The organism is Cupriavidus sp. 01L43, from assembly GCF_056399925.1.
The window spans coordinates 645,212-664,343 of the sequence record NZ_JBFTSH010000002.1; the positions used below are offsets into that span (position 1 = coordinate 645,212).

Consider the following 19,132-nt stretch of genomic DNA (forward strand, 5'->3'; position numbering starts at 1 on the left):
ACCGTCACGCGGCAAGGGCTCAATGCACCCATCGCCGATACCGGGGCCGCCATGGTTCAAGCTCTCCAGTTTGCTCGGGGGCGTCTGTCGAGGGCCGCGCAACGCCTGCGCGGCAAGCCTGACACCACGCTCTCGCTGTCCGCCGCACTGGCGGCCTTCATGCCGCCGCCGACGGAACTGTCACCGGCCGCTCCCGCCGCCCCAGCCTTCCACGCCGAATCGGGCAACCGCCCCGCCTCCGCTTCGGAACCTCCCACACATCGCTACCGCGCCATCTGGCTGTCCGATATCCATCTCGGCACGCCCGGTTGCCAGGCCACGTATCTGCTCGATTTCCTGAAGCACAACGAGTCCGACGTGCTCTATCTGGTGGGCGACATCATCGACGGCTGGCAGCTGCGCCGTGGCTGGTACTGGCCGCAGAGCCACAACGACGTGGTGCAGAAGCTGCTGCGCAAGGCGCGCAAGGGCACGGAAGTGATCTACGTGCCCGGCAACCACGACGAAGTGGCGCGCCAGTTCGACGGCATGGCCTTCGGCGACATCACCGTGCGCGAGGACGCCATCCACGTGACCGCCACCGGCCGCCGGCTCTGGGTGGTGCATGGCGATTTGTTCGACGGCGTGGTGCAGCACGCGCGCTGGCTGGCGTACCTGGGCGACTCGCTGTACACGATGATCCTGGCGCTGAATCGCCATTTCAACCGCATCCGCACCCGGCTCGGCTTCGAGTACTGGTCGATCTCGCAATTCCTGAAGCATCAGGTCAAGAACGCGGTCAGCTACATCAACTCGTTCGAGCACGCGATGGTGGACGAGGCGCGCCGGCGCGGCTGCGACGGCGTGGTCTGCGGCCACATCCACAAGGCGGAGATCCGCGAGGTGGACGGCCAGCTCTACTGCAACGACGGCGACTGGGTGGAAAGCCTCTCGGCGCTGGTCGAGACCATGGAAGGCGAGCTCAAGATCGTCTACTGGACCACGCTGCTCGATCCGCCCGAGCCAGTGGGACGCCGGCGCCGCCGCGCCACCGAGATGGCGCTTTGACACGCCCCGCCCCCACGACACCTCACCCGGCCACACTGCCGCAAGGAGATTCGATGCGAGTCATGATTGTCACGGATGCCTGGGAGCCCCAGGTCAACGGCGTGGTGCGCACGCTCAAGTCCACGCGCCGCGAACTGGAGGCGATGGGCCACACGGTGGACCTGCTGACGCCGCTGGAATTCCGCACCGTGCCATGCCCGACGTACCCGGAAATCCGCCTGTCGCTGCTGCCGACGGCCAAGGTACGCGCCCGCATCGACGCCTTCCGCCCGGAGGCCCTGCACATCGCCACCGAAGGCCCGCTCGGCCTGGCCGCGCGCCGCTACGCCATGCGCCACGGCCTGCCGTTCACCACGGCCTACCACACGCGCTTCCCGGAGTACGTGCAGGCCCGCTTCGGCGTTCCGCTGGCCTGGACCTACCGCTTCCTGCGCTGGTTCCATGGTCCAGCGCGTGCTGTGATGGCGCCCACGCCGGTGGTGCTGCACGACCTGCACCAGTACGGCATCACCCACGGCGTGCTGTGGACGCGCGGCGTGGACCTCGACGTCTTCACCGCCGAGCGCGCCAACGTGCTCAACACCGCCCACCCGATCTTCCTCTACGTGGGCCGCGTGGCCGTGGAGAAGAACGTCGAGGCCTTCCTCCAACTCGACTTGCCCGGCTCGAAATGGGTGGTGGGCGATGGCCCGGCGCTGGCCGGCCTGAAGGCGCGCTATCCGTCCGCCAGCTATCTCGGCGTGCTCGAGCAGCCCGATCTGGCCAAGGTGTATGCTTCTGCCGATGTCTTCGTGTTCCCGAGCCGCACCGATACCTTCGGGTTGGTGCTGCTGGAAGCGCTGGCGAGCGGCCTGCCCGTGGCGGCGTACCCGGTTACCGGGCCGATCGATGTGCTGGGCGACAGCCCGGCCGGCGTGATGCACGAGGATTTGCGCGAAGCCTGCCTCGAGGCGCTGCGCATCGACCGCGTCACCGCTCGCGCCCACGCCGAGAAGTTCTCGTGGCGCGCGGCGTCCGAGCAGTTCCTCGCTCACCTGCGGCCGTTGCCAGCGTCGGCAGCCCCCCAAGACACCACGGCTCCCACCGCTGCGCACGATCATGCCAAAACCGCATCCCCCGCTGCCGTCCGCTCCGGAGACTGAGTACTCGGTCGAGAACAACCCCCACAAGGGCAATCGCGGTATCCGCCGCGCCTGGCACGCGGCGATCAACTCGCTGTCCGGCCTGCGCTACGCGGTGCTCGAAGAGAGCGCGTTCCGGCAGGAACTGACGCTGGTGGTGATTTTCACGCCATGCGCGTTCCTGCTGCCGATCTCGGCGGTCGAACGGATATTGCTGCTGGGGACGCTGCTGCTGGTGCTGATCGTGGAATTGCTGAATTCCAGCGTGGAGGCCGCCGTGGACCGGATTTCGCTCGAGCGGCACAGCCTGTCGAAGCGCGCCAAGGACTTTGGCAGCGCGGCGGTCATGCTGGCGCTCGTGCTTTGCGGCGGCACCTGGATCGCCATCGGCGGGCCGCACGTGGTGCGGTGGATCGGCGGCTGGCTGGGTAGTTAGCCGCTAATCAGGGCGAGTCGGGGCTGGCGGGCGCCAGTCCCGACGGGTCAGGTCTCTTCGCGCTTCTCGATCCACTTGTCCACGCGTACGCGCGGCGCGGCGACCAGCTTGCCGAGCAGCGTGTTGGGCGTGTCGGACACGTGCAGCATGTCGGCGTGCACCTGCTTCAGGAACCCTTCGCCCACGGCGTGGTTCAGGAAAGCCAGCATGCCGTCGTAGAAGCCGGCCACGTTCAGCAGGCCCACGGGCTTGTCGTGGTAGCCGAGCTGGGCCCAGGTGAACGTTTCAAACAGCTCTTCGAACGTGCCGACGCCGCCCGGCATGGCTATGAACGCGTCCGAGCGGTCCGCCATCATCTGCTTGCGCTCGTGCATGTTACGCACCACGTGCAGTTCGGTCAGGCCGCGATGGCCGACTTCCTTCTGCATCAACGCATCGGGAATCACGCCGATGGCCGTGCCGCCGTGCGCCAGCACGCTGTCCGCCACGATCCCCATCAGCCCGACCTTGCCGCCGCCGTAGACCAGCGCCAGCCCCTGTTCAACCATGGTGGCGCCCAGCGCACGGGCCGCCTCGGCGTATTCCGGACGGAAGCCGGGGCTGGACCCGCAATAGACACAAACCGATTTCACTGTCTTTCCTTCTTCGCGGCAGCGGCGGCCTCGGCCTCCGCCTTGGTGACGGCATATTCGCGCGCCAGTTGATCGAATGCCTCGCGCGCCTTGCCGCGCAGGTACGGGGCCAGGATCGAGAAGATGTGATAGCTCGAGCCGTGCAGGTAGCCCCGGATCTGATCGGGATCGTTGTACTGGCGCGGATGCTGCACGAACTGGAACGACAGCCAGTACGTGGCAATCACAACAATATTGGTACAAATCGCGTCCACCTGCTCCGGCGTGGCTTCCATGTCGCCGTCTTCCTGGAACTGGCGGCAGATCTCCAGCGCGAAGCGCTTCTTCTGCTCCACGATGCGCTTGAAGTTGGTTTCCAGCATCCGGTTGCGCGCCAGCAGGTCGTTGATGTCGCGGTACAGGAAGCGGTAGTTCCACAGGAACTCGGACATGTACTGGAGGTAGCCCCAGCTTTCGCCCAGCGTGGCCTTGTGGTCCTCCGGCATCTTCAGGCGGCGCTCCATCTCCTGCTCGAAGCGCACGAAGATGGAGTTGATGATGTCGTCCTTGTTGCGGAAGTGGTAGTAGAGATTGCCGGGGCTGATCTCCATGGCTTCCGCGATCGTCGTGGTGGTGACGTTGGGCTCGCCAAGCTCATTGAACAGGCGCAGCGAGACGTCGAGGATGCGGTCTCGGGTTCGGCGCGGGCCGGCTTGCGGTTTGGCTTCCATGGGGTCGGGCGGACTCTCGAATCGGCAGGATTGGGATTATAAGCAATCGGGTCGGGCGGCCGACCCGCCAAGCGGCGAAAACGCCACTGGGGGGCCGGCACCCCTCAAAACGAGGAACCGGGCTGCTTCAGGAACGCCAGTTCGTCGTCCGTGCTGGCGCGGCCCAGTACGGCATTGCGATGCGGAAATCGGCCGAAGCGCGCGATGATTTCCTGATGCTTGATGGCCCACTCCATGCCATCGACCTCGCCGCCGGTGTCTTCGCGCAGCGCGGTGTATTCGCGCACGGCGATGTCCTGCGCCTCGGGCGACTCGGCGTGCTCGAACGGCAGGTAGCAGAACATGCGATGCCACGGCGTGGGCAGTTCGCGGTCCCAGCCCTGGGCGAGCATCCGGCGGGCCAGCGCCTGGGCCTGCGCGTCCGTGGCGAAGCTGCGCGGATCGCCCCGGAACATGTTGCGGGGGAACTGGTCGAGCAGGATCAGGCGGGCGCAGGTGCCTTCGGGCGTGGCGGACCAGTCGTCCGGCGCGCCCTCATGTGCGGCCTGCCAGGTCGGCAGGAAGGTGTCGCGGACGGTGGCGTCGAAGGCGTCGCGCTTGGTGAACCATTCGCGCCGCGACGTCTTCCAGATGGCCGCGTCGGGCGTGCCGAACCAGAAGTCCAGTACATCCCGCGCGCCCAAAATGCGCCTATCGCTGCACATTACGCATCCAGTCGGCGGTCTGGAAGAACGCCTGCATCAGCCGCATCTGCAGGTCTTCGGGCAGGCCGATGTCCTGCATCGCCAGCGCCATGGCACGCATCCACTGGTCGCGCTCCGTCGTGCCGATCTCGAACGGCATGTGGCGCGCGCGCAGGCGCGGGTGGCCAAAGCGCTCGATAAAGTGGTTCGGGCCGCCCAGCCAGCCACACAGGAACCAGAACAGCTTGTCGCGGGAGCCATCGAGTGACGGCGGATGGATGGAGCGGAGCTGCTTGAACTCGGGCTCCAGGTCCATCAGGTCATAGAAGCGGTCCACCAGCTCGCGCACGCGGGCCTCGCCGCCGACCAGTTCGTAGGCGGTCACCTCCTGGGTCGTGGCGTCGGTGGGTTCGGAAGGTTCGGTAATCATGTCAATTCGAGAGAATTCGCGGCTCGGCGGTCACTGCACATCGCGCAGCGTGGCCAGCGCAGGCTGCCGCAGCACCTCGCGCAGGCCCAGGTAGCCGCCGGCAAAAGCGCACAGCATGCCAGAAACCACCCCCACCGGTACGATCCACAGGTTGAAGCGGTAGGGGAAGTCGAACACGAACTGGGATAGCGCCCAGCCCACCACGATGGCGCCGAAGCTGGCCAGCAGCCCCGCCAGCCCGCCCACGACCAGGAATTCGGCGTATTGCGTCTGGCGCACCGTGGCGGCCGTCGCGCCGAGGGCCTTGAGCAGGCCGGCATCGCGCCTGCGCTCGTCGCGCGCACCGGAAAGCGCCGCATACAGCACCGTTACCCCAGCCAGCAGCGTGAAGACGAACAGGAACTCCACGGCGGCGATCACCTGATCGAGCACGGCCTGGATCTGCCGCAGGATCAAATCCGTGTTGACCACGGTGATGTTCGGGAAGCTGGCCGTGAGCCGGTTGCCGAGCGCCGCCTTGGCCGGCGGCAGGTGGAAGGCGGTGATGTAGGTCTCGGGCAGGCCCTGCATCTTGTCCGTGGGCAGGATCACGAAGAAGTTCACGCGCATCGAGCCCCAATCCAGCTTGCGCAGCGAGGTGACCGGCGCCTCCACGCTCTGGCCGGCCACGTCGAAGCGCAGCGTATCGCCCAGCTTGATATGGAGCGTCTTGGCGATGCCCTCCTCCACCGATGCCCCGCCGGCGTCGCCGGTCCAGCGCCCGGCAATCACTTCGTTGCCCTCGGGCAGCTTGTCTGTATACGAGAGGTTGAATTCGCGCTCGACCAGATTGCGCGCCCGGCCGTCCGGGTAGGTGCTGGCCTGGATCGGGCGATCGTCGATATGCGTCAGCCGGCCGCGCACCATCGGGTAGAGCAGGTCGCGGATGCCATTGGTGGCCAGCATCGCGCGTAGCGGGTCGCGCTGGTCGGGCTGGATATTGATGATGAAGCGATTGGGCGCGTCGGCCGGCGTGGCGTTGCGCCAGGAATCGACCAGATCGTTGCGCGTCATGCCGAGCAGCAGCAGCGCCATCAGCCCCACGGCCAGCGCCACGGTCTGGAGCACGGTCACGCCGCGCCGGCGTTCGAGCACGGCCAGCGCGAAGCGCCATCCCACACTGCCGCGCGCCCGGCCGCGCATGCCGCGCGAGAGCGCCAGCAGCAGCCCAAGGGCCAGCACCGCGAAGGCCACCCCCGCGCCGACAAACCCGCCTGCCGTGGTCAGGCCGAGCTTCAGGTCGCGCGCGGCCACCATCAACAACGCCACAAAGGCGCCCAGCCCCAGCGCGTAGGCCACCCAGGCCGAGATCGGCGGCAGGCCGATGTCGCGCCGAAGCACGCGCAGCGGCGCCACGCGCGTCAGCGCCAGCAGCGGCGGCAGCGCGAAGCCCACCAGCAGCACCAGCCCCGCCGCCACGCCGGTCAGCGCCGGAATGACCGAGGGTTGCGGCAGCGACACGCGCAGCAATCCGCCCAGCGACAGCAGCAGCCCGTAATGCGCGAGGTAGCCCAGCGCCACGCCGACGAGCGCGCCCCCGGCGCCAAGCAGGAGGAATTCGATGCCGAACGCGGCCAGCAGCTGCGCACGCGACAGACCCAGGCATTTGTATACAGCACACGCATCGGTATGACGCTGCATGTATCGGCGCGCAGACATGGCGATGGCCACCGCCGCGATCATCGAAGACAACACCGCCACCAGCGACAGGAAGCGCTCGRCACGATCCAGCGTGGCGCGCATCTGCGGCTGGCCGGAATCAAGCGATTCCACGCGCGTGTTGCGCAGGTGGCGCCGCTCGATCTCGTCGGTCGCCCAGCGCTGGTAGGCGGCGGCACCGGCGTCCGGGCCGGCCACGAGCAGGCGGTAGGTCACGCGGCTGCCCCAGCCGATCAGCTTGGTGGCGTCGAGATCGGACAGCGGCAGCATCACGCGCGGCGCGAAGTTCATGAAGCCCGCGCCACGGTCCAGCTCCTGCGTGATCACGCGCTCGATGCGGAAGGTCTTGCTGCCGAGTTGGACGCTATCGCCCAGGCGCAAGCCGAGGCCGTCCAGCAGCGCCTGATCCGCCCAGACCGTGCCCGGCGCGGGGATGCCTTCGGCCTCCTGCTCCGGACCGCCATCGGGCGGCAGCACCTTGAGCCGTCCGCGCAGCGGATAGCCATCGGTCACCGCCTTCAGGGCGCCAAGCTGGCTCGGTGCCTCCCCGTTCGTGGGTGCACCGTTGATGCGGGCGGTGGCCATGCTGGGGAACGTTACCGTCTGCGCCACGCGCAGGCCGTCGCGCCGGGCCCGCTCGGCAAATGCGGGGTCGAAGGGCTGGTCGGATACCAGCAGCACATCGGCGCCGATCATCTGGCGCGCGTCGCGCTCCAAGCCCAGCCGCATGCGATCCGCGAGGAAGCCGACGCTGGTCAGCGCGGCCACGGCCAGCACCAGCGCGAACAGCAGCAGCGTCAGCTCGCCGGCCAGCCAGTCGCGCCGGGCCATGCGCAGCGCATGGTGCCAGGCGGAGAAACGGTGAGCGGCGGGCACGGCGGGGGAGTCGGTCGGCATCGGAAAATCGCTAAGGAGGCAGAGAGGGAGTCAGCGCGGGCCGCGCAGGCTGGCGTGCAGGCGTCGCACGCCGCGCCAGAGTTTCGGGATCAGCCAGATCGCCAGGATCAGGAACACGCCCAGCAGGATCAGGAACACCACGGGCAGGAAAAATGCCAGCAGCAGGCCGCTTATGGTGCCGACGTCCTCGGTGAACGAGGCCGCCCAGTTCGAGAACGGCTCCGGCGAGACATTGATCAGCGCCCGCGTGCCAGCCTTGGTGGCATGCGCCGCCCCGGCCAGCGTGCCGCCCACGAGCCCGGCGGCCACCATCCACTGGGGATCGAGTTCGCCGAACGCCGCGGCGGCCAGGATCGCGCCGGCGGGAATGCGGATGAAGGTCTGGATGCCGTCCCAGGCGGTATCGAAGCCGGGTACCTTGTCGGCGATGAACTCGGCCAGGGCCAGCACGCCGGCCACGCCGATGACCCACCACGACGACAGCACCTGGAGCCCCGTGGGCAGGTCCAGCCAGCCCAGGCGCGCCAGTACCCCGGCCGCCAGCACGGCCAGGTAGAGACGCAGGCCGCTGGCCCAGGACATGCCTGCAGCCAGCGCGGCGGTTTCCAGCATGGGGCGGGACTCCTCGTGGGTAATTGGGGAGGAGTGTAATACGGTCGGGGAATGGGGATCGGCGGACCGGGCGATGGCCCCGCTCAGGCGCCTTCCTTGCCGTCCGCGCCGAACCAGGGCAGCGCTTCCTGCGGGGTGAGGATGCCGGCCGGCTCGGCAGCCGTGTAGCCGGGCAGCGCCTCGATGCGGCGCGCGAAGGCCGGATCGGCCAGCAGCGCCAGCAGCGCGCCCATCCACGGCGCGGTCGCATCGTTCTTGCGCAGGGCCAGGTAGTACGCCTCGCGCGTGAGCGGCACGAAGCCCAGCCCGTGCTGCTCGGCGTTCATCCGCAGCCCGAAACCCACCTGCGCGCGGCCGGCCTGCACGGCCTCGGCCACCTTGTCATTGCTGAACTCGGGGTCTTCATAGCCGGTGATCTGGTCCGGATAGAGCCCCTGCGCGGCCAGCAGCTGGTCGAACAGCATGCGCGTGCCCGAACTGCGCTGGCGGTTGATAAAGCGTGCACCGGTGCGGACGAGGTCGCGCAGGTCGCGGATCTCGCGCGCCACCTCGGGCGCCACGATCAGCCCCTGCTCGCGCCACGCCAGCCGCACCAGCCGCACCGTGGCGGGCCGCAGCCATTTGCGCAGCGTCACATGGGCGACCGACCCGGCGGTCTGGATCGGCGAGACATAGAAGCCGGCCAATTCCGACTGGCGCTCCTGGAGGCAGATCAGCCCTTCCACGCTGCCGCAGAACACGGTGTCGAGCTGGAGCGCGCTCGGCGCGTCCTTTAGTGCCGTCGACAGCACTTCCATGGCCGGATCGTGGCTGCCGGAGAAATGCACCACGGTTTGCGGCTGCACGGCGTCGTCGAGTTCGAGCAGGAAATCGGCCATGGCCTTCTGCACGGCGGGATCGATAGTCTCCCGCAGCCGCGATTCGGCGCGCAGCAGCCGCTCCCCGAAGCGCGTCAGCGAGGCGCCCCGCCCGCGCTCCATGTCGAGCATGCTGCGGCCCAGCATCTCTTCCCAGTTACGCATCACGCCCCAGGCGTGCCGGTACGACAGCCCGATCTCCTGCGCGGCGCGGTGCAGCGAGCCGGTCTCGCGTACGGCCTTCAGCAACTGGAACACCTTGCCGTTGGCACGCGGATTGTCATCGGCGGCAATGACCGGGAACAGGTCAAACCTGAACGTCATATGAAATACCTTGCATATTTACAGGAACAATGTGGCCGGATAACAATCGTGTGCCCTGTGTTTCACGATGTTTGTCCACGCATTCTCCACGAAGCATCAGCGTCGTGGCAATTATGTTTTCGAAAACATAATAAAGGAACGATCGATGTCCCGCACTGGCTTCCCCCTCCCCCGCGCGATCCACGTCGCCGCCGTGCTTGTGCTGGCGTCGGCACTTTCCGCTGCACAGGCCGGCGAACTCAAGATGGCCACCACCACCAGTACCGAGAATTCCGGCCTGCTGAAATACCTGCTGCCGAAGTTCGAGCAGAAGTCCGGCGTCAACGTAAAGGTCATCGCGGTCGGCTCCGGCAAGGCGATGAAGATGGGCGAGATGGGCGACGTGGACGTGCTGCTGGTGCACGCCCGCAAGATGGAGGATGAATTCGTGGCCGCCGGCTACGGCGTGAACCGGCGCGACGTGATGTACAACGACTTCATCGTCGTGGGCCCGGCCAGCGACCCGGCCCACGTCAAGGGCGGCAAGGACGTCATCGCCGGGTTCAAGAAACTGGCCGCCAGCGGCAGCAAGTTCATCTCGCGCGGTGACAACTCGGGCACCGATGTGATGGAAAAGGACTACTGGAAGCGTGCCGGCATCGAGCCGAAGGGCCAGCCGTGGTACGTGAATGCCGGCCTGGGCATGGGCGAGGTGCTGACCATGGCGGCGCAGATGCCCGGCTACACCCTGAGCGACCGCGCCACCTATGGCGCCTATCGCGCCAAGACCGGGCTGGCGATTGCCATCGAGGGCGATCCGAAGATGTTCAACCCGTACGGCGTGATCGCCGTGAACCCGGCCAAGCACCCGGGCACGAACTACACGGACGCGATGAAGTTCGTGGAGTGGGTCACATCGAAGGAAGGCCAGCAGACCATCGCCAGCTACAAGGTGGACGGCGAACAGTTGTTCTTCCCGAGCTACGAAGGGAAGTAAACCCACCCATTGCTCAGACTGCCGTGGCCTCCAGCCGCGGCAGCTGCGGCAGGTCGGCGGCCACCTCGGCGATCATCCGCCGCATCCACATCACATCGGGCGCTGCGTGGCAGCGCTCGTGCCATAGCTGGTAGAACCGCATGCGCGGGAACGGCACCGGCGACGCCACCATCCGGATCGGCAGGTACTGCGCGTAATGCGCGGCGAACTGGCGGCCCGTGGTGAACACCATATCCGTCTTCATCAGCACGTAGGGCACCAGGCCGAAGTACGGCAGCGTGACCTGGATGTTGCGCTTGTAGCCCTGCTCGGCCAGCGCCTGGTCGATCATGCTGCGCTGCATCGACGCGTACGGCGCCGGGGCCAGGTGCGGCATCTCCAGGTAGTGGCGCAGCGTCAGCCCGTTGCGGGCCAGCGGGTGCTGGGCGCCGAGCATGCAGACCACTTCGTCGTCGAACAGCGGCGAGATATGGAGGTGCTCGGGCGGCGACAGCCAGTTGCCGACCACGATGTCCAGATGGCCCTGCTCCAGCGCATCGAGGAAATCGCTCGCCTGCGTCATCGGATGCACGAACAGCTTGGCCCCCGGCGCCAGCCGCCGCACCCGCTCGACGATATTCGGCAGGAAGAAGGCATCCAGATAATCCGGCGCGCCGAGGTGGAAGGTGCGCGTGGTGGTGGCGGGGTCGAACTGCTGCGGCGGCCGGGCGATGCGGTCCATCGCCGCCAGGCTCTGCTCGGCCAGCGCCAGCAGCTCGCGGCCGCGCTCGGTCGGCACCATGCCGCTCTTGCCGCGCACCAGAATGGCGTCGCCGGTGATCTCGCGCAGCCGCTTCAGCGTGTTGCTGATGGCTGGCTGCGACTGGCCCAGGCGCACGGCGGTGCGGGTCACGCTCTGCTCGGTGAGCAGGGTGTGCAGCACCCGCAGCAAATAGGTATCGAGATGGTCGCGTCCGTGCATGGCGAGAACCGGCGGCACCCGGGGGCGGGCGTGGCTGGCGTGGGGGATGGGAACGGCGCATAGTGTATGTCAGGCACCCCACGGGCGGTCAAATGCCGGCGCACTACGGGAAGACCCGGAGTCCGCCGGCAAGCCGCGCCCGCGCTGGGTTCCAGGCGGGGAAGACGGCGCCGGACCGCGCCAGCGGTCGCGCATTGATGGGGCATATCACCTGGGCCGAATATTGCATGAAAGTGGCCGGTGCTATGTTTCCGCCATCCCCGAAAGAGAGAAGACCATGGAGACGCAAACCATCCGCTTTTTCCACCGCGGCCAGGTCCAGGAAGTGTCCGACGCCCCGGTGACCCGCACGGTCCTGCAGTACCTGCGCGAGGACGTGCGCTGCACCGGCACCAAGGAAGGCTGCGCCGAAGGTGACTGCGGTGCCTGCACCGTCGTGATCGGCGAGTTGCAGGATGGCGGCGACGTGGCCTTCAAGGCCGTGAACGCCTGCATCCAGTTCCTGCCCACGCTCGACGGCAAGGCCCTGATCACCGTGGAAGACCTGCGCCAGGCGGACGGCACGCTCCACCCGGTGCAGGAGGCCATGGTGGAGTGCCACGGCTCCCAGTGCGGGTTCTGCACGCCCGGCTTCGTGATGTCACTGTGGGCGCTGTACCAGCAGCACACGCCCGGCGGCGAGCCCCCGGCGCGCCAGGAGATCTGCGACGCCCTGACCGGCAACCTGTGCCGCTGCACCGGCTACCGGCCGATCATCGACGCCGGCCAGCGCATGATGGCGCTGCCCGCGCCCGCCGCCAGCAAGCTCAATCCGAAGCAGATCGCCGACACGCTGCGCAACCTCAAGCGCGGCGAGACCTTCCACTACAGCGTGCGCGGCCAGCATTTCTACGCCCCGCGCACCGCCGCCGAATTCGGGGCGATCAAGGCCGCCGAGCCCGGCATCCGCATCCTGGCCGGCAGCACCGACGTGGGTCTCTGGGTAACCAAGCAGTTCCGTGAACTCGGCAACCTGCTCTACGTGGGGCAGGTGGAAGACCTGAACACCGTGGCCGAGCGCGACGGCTTCCTCGAGATCGGCGCCGCCGTGACGCTGGAGCGCGCCTACGCGGCGCTGACCGCCGCCCACCCGGAACTCGACGAGATGTGGAAGCGCTTTGCCTCGCTGCCGATCCGCAATGCCGGCACGCTGGGCGGGAATATCGCCAACGGCTCGCCGATCGGCGACTCGATGCCGGCGCTGATCGCGCTCGGCACGGAGGTGGTGCTCCAGCGCGGCGAGACGCGCCGCACCATGCCGCTCGAGGACCTCTACCTCGCCTACCAGAAGACGGCGATGGCCGAGGGCGAGTTCGTTGCCGGGCTGCGCGTGCCGACGAAGGGCTCCCGGGGCCCGCAGCATTTCCGGACGTACAAGCTGTCGAAGCGGTTCGACGAGGACATCTCGGCCGTCTGCGCCGCGTTTGCCATCACCGTGGAAGGCGGCATCGTCACGGCGGCGTGCGTCGCCTTCGGCGGCATGGCCGCCACGCCCAAGCGCGGCGCCCTCACCGAAGCCGCCCTGGTCGGCCAGCCGTGGAACGAAGCCACCGCCCGCGCCGGCATGGCCGCACTCGGCCAGGACTACCAGCCGCTGACCGATATGCGCGCCACCGCCGCCTACCGCGCGCGCGGCGCCGCCAACCTGCTCTATCGCTTCTGGCTGGAAACGCGCGCCGACGCGCTGCCCGCCGCCGTGGTCAACGTCCGCGCCCTCGGCGCCGGCGAACCCGTGAGCGCCTGAGGAGAGCCCGCACCATGAACAAGCAGACCGAACCCTTCCTGCTCGACGCCAGCGTGGCCGCCGAAGCCTCGCCGCAAGTCGGCATCTCGCGCCCGCACGAATCCGCCCACCTGCACGTGGCCGGCACCGCCACCTATACCGACGACATCCCCGAGCTGGCCGGCACGCTGCACGCCGCGCTGGGCATGAGCGCCCGCGCCCATGCCAGGCTGCGCGCCATGTCGCTCGACAAGGTGCGCGCCGCGCCCGGCGTGGTGGCCGTGCTGACCGTGGACGACATCCCCGGCGTGAACGACTGCGGCCCGATCATCCACGACGACCCGATCCTGGCGCGCGACGTGGTGCAGTTCATCGGCCAGCCGATCTTCGTGGTGGTGGCGTCGTCGCACGACGCCGCGCGCCGCGCCGCCCGCCTGGCCGAGATCGACTACGAAGATCTGCCGCCGGTGCTCTCGCCCGAGGCCGCCCACGCCGCCGGCAGCTATGTGCTGCCGCCGATGCACCTGACGCGTGGCGCGCCGCGCGCGCACATCGACGGGGCCACCCATCGCGATGCCGGCAAGATCCAGCTCGGCGGGCAGGAGCAGTTCTACCTCGAAGGCCAGATCGCCTACGCCGCGCCGCGCGAGAACGACGGCATGCACGTCTGGTGCTCGACGCAACACCCCACCGAAATGCAGCACGCCGTGGCGCATATGCTCAACTGGCACGCGCACCAGGTGCTGGTGGAGTGCCGGCGCATGGGCGGCGGTTTCGGCGGCAAGGAGTCGCAGTCGGCCATGTTCGCCTGCTGCGCCGCGCTGGCGGCCTGGAAGCTGCTGTGCCCGGTGAAGCTGCGTCCTGACCGCGACGACGACATGATGATCACCGGCAAGCGCCATGACTTCGTGTTCGACTTCGAGGTCGGCCACGACGACGCGGGCCGCATCGAGGGCGTGCAGGTGGAGATGGTGTCGCGTGCCGGCTTCTCGGCGGACCTGTCCGGCCCGGTGATGACCCGCGCGATCTGCCACTTCGACAATGCCTACTGGCTGCCGAACGTGCAGATCGACGGCTACTGCGGCAAGACCAACACGCAGAGCAACACCGCCTTCCGTGGCTTCGGCGGCCCGCAGGGCGCGTTCGCGGTGGAATACATCCTCGACAACATCGCCCGCAACGTCGGCAAGGACTCGCTGGACGTGCGCCGCGCCAACTTCTACGGCAAGGGCGAGCGCAACGTCACGCCGTACGGCCAGACCGTGGAAGACAACGTGATCCACGAGCTGATCGACGAGCTGGTGGCATCAAGCGAGTACCAGGCCCGGCGCGCCACCACGCGCACGTTCAACGCGACGAGCCCGGTGCTCAAGAAGGGCATCGCCATCACGCCGGTGAAGTTCGGCATCTCGTTCAACGTGGCGCACTTCAACCAGGCCGGCGCGCTGGTGCACGTGTACAACGACGGCTCGGTGCTGGTGAACCACGGCGGCACGGAGATGGGCCAGGGCCTGAACACCAAGGTGGCGATGGTGGTGGCGCACGAGCTGGGCATCCGCCTGGAACGCGTGCGCGTGACCGCCACCGATACCAGCAAGGTGGCCAACACCTCGGCGACGGCCGCCTCCACCGGGGCCGACCTGAACGGCAAGGCCGCGCAGGACGCCGCGCGCCAGATCCGCGAGCGGCTGGCCGCCTTCGCGGCGCGCAAGGCCGGCGTGGAGGCCGACGCGGTGCGCTTCGGCGATGACCTCGTGGTCGCCGGCGAGCTGCGCCTGTCCTTCGGCGACCTGGCCCGCGAAGCCTACGTGGCCCGCGTGCAGCTCTGGTCGGATGGCTTCTACACCACGCCCAAGCTGCACTGGGACCAGAAGGCCCTGCAGGGCCGGCCGTTCTATTACTACGCCTACGGCGCGGCATGCTCGGAAGTGCTCGTCGATACGCTGACTGGCGAATGGAAGCTGCTGCGCGCCGATGCGCTGCACGACGCCGGCAAGTCCCTGAACCCGGCCATCGACATCGGCCAGGTGGAGGGCGCATTCATCCAGGGCATGGGCTGGCTGACCACCGAGGAGCTGTGGTGGAACCCGAACGGCAAGCTGATGACGCACGCGCCGTCCACCTACAAGATCCCGACCATCAACGACTGCCCGGAGGACTTCAACGTGCGGCTGTTCCAGAACAGCAACGTGGAGGACAGCATCCACCGCTCGAAGGCCGTCGGCGAGCCGCCTCTGCTGCTGCCGTTCTCGGTGTTCTTCGCGATCCGCGACGCCATCGCGGCGGTAGGCGACTATCGCATCAACCCGCCGCTGCGCGCCCCGGCCACGAGCGAGGCCATCCTCGATGCCGTGGAAGCGGTGCAGGCGGCGCGCGCCTGAGGCGGTCATCATCATGCAGGACGCCCCGCTCAAACCCTTCCGCTTCGCCGACGCCGCCCGCTGGGTGCGCGCCGGCGTGCCTGTGACGATGGTCACCATCGTCGAGGTCAAGGGCTCCGCGCCGCGCGAGCCCGGCATCCGCATGCTGGTCACGGCCGGCGATCTGGTCGGCACGATCGGCGGCGGGCACCTTGAATGGCGCGGGATGGACATCGCCCGGTCGATGATGGCCGGCGAGGGTGCCCATGGCGCCGGCACCGCCGCCCGCCGCATCGAGCGGATTCCGCTCGGCCCGTCGCTGGGCCAGTGCTGCGGCGGCGTGGTGCAGTTGGCGTTCGAGGTGCTCGACGCCGAGGACTTGGGCTGGCTCGAGGCCGTGGAGGCCGCCTTCCCCAGTGGCAAGGCGCTGGAGCGGACCGTGCCGGCCGCCGGTCCCGTCACCGTGGCGCCGAGCCGCGCGCTGCTGCCGTCCGTGACCCTGCGCCCCGACGGCGCCTGGATCGACACGCTGGTGCCCGACGACATGCACGTGGTGCTGTTCGGCGCCGGCCACGTCGGCCATGCGCTGGTCAAGGTGCTCGCCACGCTGCCCTGCCGCGTGCATTGGGTGGACGAGCGCGACACGCTGTTCCCGGGCGGCCTGCCCGAGAACGTCGAGGCCGAGGCTTCCGATACCCCCGAGGCCGTGGCCGACCAGGCCCCGCCCGGCGCGTATTTCCTGGTCATGACCCACAGCCACGCGCTGGACCAGGCGCTCTGCGAGCGCATCTTCCGCCGCACGGACTACGCCTACTTCGGCCTGATCGGCTCGAAAACCAAGCGCGCGAAGTTCGAACACCGGATGGCGGAGCACGGGATCGACCCGGCCCGCTTCCCGGAAATGACGTGTCCCATGGGAGTCTCCGGCATTACGGACAAGGCACCGGCTATGATTGCGGTAGCCATCGTCGCCCAGCTGCTTCAGGTGCGCGACCAGCGCGCTGCGGCGCTGGCCGCCAGCCAGGCGGAAGCGATGCATCCGTAACTTCGGCCGCCGCGATCCGGCAGCCGCCCAAGACATAAAAGAGGCCCCATGACCATCGATGCCGCGCTCGCGGACAGCATCCGCCGTACTCCCAAGGCCGAACTGCACGTGCATATCGAAGGCACGCTCGAACCCGAGCTGATCTTCCGGCTGGCCCAGCGCAACCAGGTCAAGCTGGCCTACCCCGACGTGGAGGCGCTGCGCGCAGCCTACGCGTTCACCGATCTCCAGTCCTTCCTCGACATCTACTACGCCGGCGCCAGCGTGCTGCTGACCGAGGAAGACTTCTTCGACATGACGATGGACTACGTCAAGCGCGCCGCCGCCGACAACGTCCGCCATGCTGAGATCTTCTTCGATCCGCAGACCCATACCGAGCGCGGCGTGCCGATGGGCGTGATCATCGACGGCATTGCCGACGCGCTGGCCCAGGCCCGCACCCAGTACGACTTCTCCAGCAGCCTGATCCTCTGTTTCCTGCGCCACCTGTCCGAAGACGCCGCGCTGGAGACGCTCGAGGCGGCCCTGCCCTACCGCGACCGCTTTGTCGGCGTGGGGCTGGATTCGTCCGAAAAGGGCCATCCGCCCGAGAAATTCGCGCGCGTGTTCGCCCGCGCCAAGGCGCTCGGCCTGCATCGCGTGGCCCATGCCGGCGAGGAGGGCCCGCCGCAGTACGTGATCAATGCGCTCGACATCCTCGGTGTGGAGCGGATCGACCATGGCGTGCGCGCCGTCGAGGACGAGGCCCTGGTGCAGCGGCTGGCGCGCGAGCGCATCGCGCTGACGGTATGCCCGCTGTCGAACCAGAAGCTGATGGTCTACCCCGACCTGCGCGACCATCCGATGAAGCGCCTGCTCGATGCCGGCGTGGCCGTGACGCTGCATTCGGACGATCCAGCCTATTTCGGCGGCTACATGAACGCCAACTGGGAAGCCTCGTTCGCCGCGCTGCCGCTGGACGCCGCCGACGCCTACAAGCTGGCCCGCAACAGCTTCGAAGCGGCCTTCCTGCCCGCCAAGCAGAAGGCCGACTACCTGGCCGAGGTGGACCATTTCTGGTCCGCCACGCCCGAGAACCCGCCCGCGACGGCTCCCACGACCTGACCGGGCGCATAAACAAGACGCCGGACCCCCAGGTCCGGCCGCCCCTGAGACGAGAAGATGACCACCACTTCCCCCAATCCCGCCAAGACCCGCGCCATTCGCGGCCGCATCCTCCACTTCCTGCGCGATCCGCAGTTCCATGAGGAGGCGTATCAATATTGGGAAGACGGCCTGATGCTCGTCACGGACGGCCGCATCGCCGCCGTGGGGCTGTACGAGGACCTGGCGCGCGACATCCCGGCCGGTGCCGAGGTGGTCGACCATCGCGGCAAGCTGCTCGTGCCGGGGTTCATCGACACGCACGTGCACTATCCGCAGACCGACATCATCGCGTCGCCGTCGCCGGGCCTGCTGCACTGGCTCGACACCTACACCTTCCCCGAGGAACGCCGCTTCAGCGAGCCCGCCTACGCGCGGGCCGTGGCCGAGTTCTTCGCCGACGAACTGCTGCGCAACGGCACCACCACGGCGATGGTCTGGAGCACGGTGCACGCCACCTCCGCCGACGCCCTGTTCGCCGCGAGCCAGGACCGCAACCTGCGCATGATCACGGGCAAGGTGATGATGGACCGCAACTGCCCGGACTTCCTGCGCGATACGGCCGAGAGCGGCGCGCGGGACTCCGCCGACCTGATCTCGAAGTGGCACAACAAGGGCCGGCTCGCCTACGCGATCACGCCGCGCTTCGCGCCGACCTCCACCGAGGCGCAACTGGCGGCCTGCGGCGAACTGGCGCGCGCGCATCCGGACGCCTTCATCCAGACCCACGTGGCCGAGAACCGCGACGAGGTGAAATGGGTGGCCGAGCTGTTCCCCGACGCCCGCAGCTACCTGGACGTGTACGACCGCTACAGCCTGTTGCGCCCCGGCGCGTTCTACGGCCACGCGATCTACCTCGACCAGGACGACCGCCGCCGGCTGGCCGACAGCGGCGCCGCCGTGGCGCACTGCCCCACCTCGAACCTGTTCCTGGGCAGCGGCTTCTATGACTTCCACCAGTCCGATGCCCACCGCCTGAACGTGACGCTGGCCACCGACGTGGGTGGCGGCACCTCGTTCTCGATGTTCCGCACCATGAACGCGGCACACAAGGTGGCGCGCATGGGCGGCTACCACCTGACCGCCCTGCGCATGTTCTACCTGGCCACGCGCGGCGCGGCCGAGGCGCTGGGCTGGGCGGACCGCATCGGCAGCTTCTCCGTGGGCTGCGAGGCCGATTTCCTGGTGCTGGACCCCGAGGCCACGCCGCTGATCGCCCGCCGCAGCAGCCGCTCCGAGACGCTCGAAGAGCAGTTGTTCGCCTTCGCCATGCTCGGCGACGACCGCGTAGTGGACAACGTCTACATCATGGGCGAAGCCACGCGGGAACTGGCGGGTTGATCGCTTTTGGGCGACGGACGGCAGGCAAATACGTGTTGTCGCCCGTCCGCCTTGACCAGCATCAACACAACCGTCATCAAAGCCTTCTAGGCTGTCG

Annotated in this window: 17 protein-coding genes; 9 read left to right on the top strand and 8 right to left on the bottom strand. The window is 68.2% G+C overall.

Going from position 1 to position 19,132, the window contains the following annotated elements; genetic code table 11:
* The first annotated feature begins 51 nt into the window (after positions 1-51).
* From AC1DP9_RS06115 to AC1DP9_RS06125, 3 genes are read left to right on the top strand one after another with little or no spacing between them, the layout of a single operon-like run.
* Complete coding sequence (locus AC1DP9_RS06115) at positions 52-1,047, top strand: UDP-2,3-diacylglucosamine diphosphatase (RefSeq protein ID WP_092292351.1); 996 nt, start codon at positions 52-54, stop codon at positions 1,045-1,047.
* Between the two features lie 53 nt (positions 1,048-1,100).
* On the top strand, positions 1,101-2,189 hold the full coding sequence (locus AC1DP9_RS06120; RefSeq protein WP_092292349.1) for a glycosyltransferase family 4 protein: 1,089 nt from the start codon (positions 1,101-1,103) through the stop codon (positions 2,187-2,189).
* On the top strand, positions 2,146-2,604 hold the full coding sequence (locus tag AC1DP9_RS06125; RefSeq protein WP_477106853.1) for a diacylglycerol kinase: 459 nt from the start codon (positions 2,146-2,148) through the stop codon (positions 2,602-2,604). The genes AC1DP9_RS06120 and AC1DP9_RS06125 overlap by 44 nt, the downstream gene beginning before the upstream one ends.
* 47 nt (positions 2,605-2,651) lie before the next feature.
* Here AC1DP9_RS06125 and AC1DP9_RS06130 read toward each other — a convergent pair whose 3' ends face one another.
* From AC1DP9_RS06130 to AC1DP9_RS06160, 7 genes are all read right to left on the bottom strand, one after another.
* The gene (locus AC1DP9_RS06130) at positions 2,652-3,236 is read right to left on the bottom strand and encodes an LOG family protein (RefSeq protein ID WP_092292345.1); all 585 of its coding nucleotides are present in this window, start codon (positions 3,234-3,236) and stop codon (positions 2,652-2,654) included.
* Positions 3,233-3,946 (bottom strand): TetR/AcrR family transcriptional regulator, encoded by a 714-nt coding sequence (locus AC1DP9_RS06135; RefSeq protein ID WP_092292343.1) that lies wholly within the window; start codon positions 3,944-3,946, stop codon positions 3,233-3,235. Before AC1DP9_RS06135 ends, AC1DP9_RS06130 begins: the two co-directional genes overlap by 4 nt.
* 104 nt (positions 3,947-4,050) lie before the next feature.
* On the bottom strand, positions 4,051-4,650 hold the full coding sequence (locus AC1DP9_RS06140; RefSeq protein ID WP_477106854.1) for a DUF924 family protein: 600 nt from the start codon (positions 4,648-4,650) through the stop codon (positions 4,051-4,053).
* Entirely contained in the window at positions 4,637-5,059 is a 423-nt protein-coding gene (locus AC1DP9_RS06145) for a group II truncated hemoglobin (RefSeq protein WP_092292339.1), read from the bottom strand. Before AC1DP9_RS06145 ends, AC1DP9_RS06140 begins: the two co-directional genes overlap by 14 nt.
* Before the next feature lie 30 nt (positions 5,060-5,089).
* Positions 5,090-7,654: an ABC transporter permease gene (locus AC1DP9_RS06150; protein WP_477106855.1), complete on the bottom strand. Its 2,565-nt coding sequence runs from the start codon at positions 7,652-7,654 to the stop codon at positions 5,090-5,092.
* A gap of 30 nt (positions 7,655-7,684) precedes the next feature.
* On the bottom strand, positions 7,685-8,266 hold the full coding sequence (locus AC1DP9_RS06155; RefSeq protein ID WP_092292335.1) for a DUF4126 domain-containing protein: 582 nt from the start codon (positions 8,264-8,266) through the stop codon (positions 7,685-7,687).
* A gap of 83 nt (positions 8,267-8,349) precedes the next feature.
* The gene (locus tag AC1DP9_RS06160) at positions 8,350-9,447 is read right to left on the bottom strand and encodes a substrate-binding domain-containing protein (protein WP_477106856.1); all 1,098 of its coding nucleotides are present in this window, start codon (positions 9,445-9,447) and stop codon (positions 8,350-8,352) included.
* A gap of 145 nt (positions 9,448-9,592) precedes the next feature.
* Between AC1DP9_RS06160 and AC1DP9_RS06165 the strand changes: the two genes are divergently transcribed.
* Entirely contained in the window at positions 9,593-10,423 is an 831-nt protein-coding gene (locus AC1DP9_RS06165) for an ABC transporter substrate-binding protein (RefSeq protein ID WP_477106857.1), read from the top strand.
* A gap of 13 nt (positions 10,424-10,436) precedes the next feature.
* Here AC1DP9_RS06165 and AC1DP9_RS06170 read toward each other — a convergent pair whose 3' ends face one another.
* Complete coding sequence (locus AC1DP9_RS06170; RefSeq protein ID WP_092292331.1) at positions 10,437-11,384, bottom strand: LysR substrate-binding domain-containing protein; 948 nt, start codon at positions 11,382-11,384, stop codon at positions 10,437-10,439.
* 277 nt (positions 11,385-11,661) lie between these two features.
* Here AC1DP9_RS06170 and xdhA point away from each other — a divergent pair, with 277 nt between their 5' ends.
* From xdhA to guaD, 5 genes are read left to right on the top strand one after another with little or no spacing between them, the layout of a single operon-like run.
* Positions 11,662-13,167: a xanthine dehydrogenase small subunit gene (xdhA, locus tag AC1DP9_RS06175; protein ID WP_092292329.1), complete on the top strand. Its 1,506-nt coding sequence runs from the start codon at positions 11,662-11,664 to the stop codon at positions 13,165-13,167.
* 14 nt (positions 13,168-13,181) lie between these two features.
* Entirely contained in the window at positions 13,182-15,527 is a 2,346-nt protein-coding gene (xdhB, locus tag AC1DP9_RS06180) for a xanthine dehydrogenase molybdopterin binding subunit (RefSeq protein ID WP_477106858.1), read from the top strand.
* Between the two features lie 13 nt (positions 15,528-15,540).
* Entirely contained in the window at positions 15,541-16,551 is a 1,011-nt protein-coding gene (xdhC, locus tag AC1DP9_RS06185) for a xanthine dehydrogenase accessory protein XdhC (RefSeq protein ID WP_477106859.1), read from the top strand.
* Positions 16,552-16,599: 48 nt separating this feature from the next.
* Complete coding sequence (locus AC1DP9_RS06190; RefSeq protein ID WP_477106860.1) at positions 16,600-17,655, top strand: adenosine deaminase; 1,056 nt, start codon at positions 16,600-16,602, stop codon at positions 17,653-17,655.
* 57 nt (positions 17,656-17,712) lie between these two features.
* Positions 17,713-19,035 (top strand): guanine deaminase, encoded by a 1,323-nt coding sequence (gene guaD / locus AC1DP9_RS06195; RefSeq protein ID WP_477106861.1) that lies wholly within the window; start codon positions 17,713-17,715, stop codon positions 19,033-19,035.
* The last annotated feature ends 97 nt before the right edge of the window (positions 19,036-19,132 follow it).

Coding starts and splice junctions, on each gene's coding strand:
- AC1DP9_RS06140 (WP_477106854.1), bottom strand. CDS start 4,650: ATGTGCAGCGATAGGCGCATTTTGGGCGCGCGGGATGTACTGGACTTC.
- AC1DP9_RS06115 (WP_092292351.1), top strand. CDS start 52: ATGGTTCAAGCTCTCCAGTTTGCTCGGGGGCGTCTGTCGAGGGCCGCG.
- AC1DP9_RS06135 (WP_092292343.1), bottom strand. CDS start 3,946: ATGGAAGCCAAACCGCAAGCCGGCCCGCGCCGAACCCGAGACCGCATC.
- AC1DP9_RS06165 (WP_477106857.1), top strand. CDS start 9,593: ATGTCCCGCACTGGCTTCCCCCTCCCCCGCGCGATCCACGTCGCCGCC.
- xdhB (WP_477106858.1), top strand. CDS start 13,182: ATGAACAAGCAGACCGAACCCTTCCTGCTCGACGCCAGCGTGGCCGCC.
- AC1DP9_RS06170 (WP_092292331.1), bottom strand. CDS start 11,384: ATGCACGGACGCGACCATCTCGATACCTATTTGCTGCGGGTGCTGCAC.
- AC1DP9_RS06120 (WP_092292349.1), top strand. CDS start 1,101: ATGCGAGTCATGATTGTCACGGATGCCTGGGAGCCCCAGGTCAACGGC.
- AC1DP9_RS06125 (WP_477106853.1), top strand. CDS start 2,146: ATGCCAAAACCGCATCCCCCGCTGCCGTCCGCTCCGGAGACTGAGTAC.
- guaD (WP_477106861.1), top strand. CDS start 17,713: ATGACCACCACTTCCCCCAATCCCGCCAAGACCCGCGCCATTCGCGGC.
- xdhC (WP_477106859.1), top strand. CDS start 15,541: ATGCAGGACGCCCCGCTCAAACCCTTCCGCTTCGCCGACGCCGCCCGC.
- AC1DP9_RS06190 (WP_477106860.1), top strand. CDS start 16,600: ATGACCATCGATGCCGCGCTCGCGGACAGCATCCGCCGTACTCCCAAG.
- AC1DP9_RS06160 (WP_477106856.1), bottom strand. CDS start 9,447: ATGACGTTCAGGTTTGACCTGTTCCCGGTCATTGCCGCCGATGACAAT.
- xdhA (WP_092292329.1), top strand. CDS start 11,662: ATGGAGACGCAAACCATCCGCTTTTTCCACCGCGGCCAGGTCCAGGAA.
- AC1DP9_RS06155 (WP_092292335.1), bottom strand. CDS start 8,266: ATGCTGGAAACCGCCGCGCTGGCTGCAGGCATGTCCTGGGCCAGCGGC.
- AC1DP9_RS06145 (WP_092292339.1), bottom strand. CDS start 5,059: ATGATTACCGAACCTTCCGAACCCACCGACGCCACGACCCAGGAGGTG.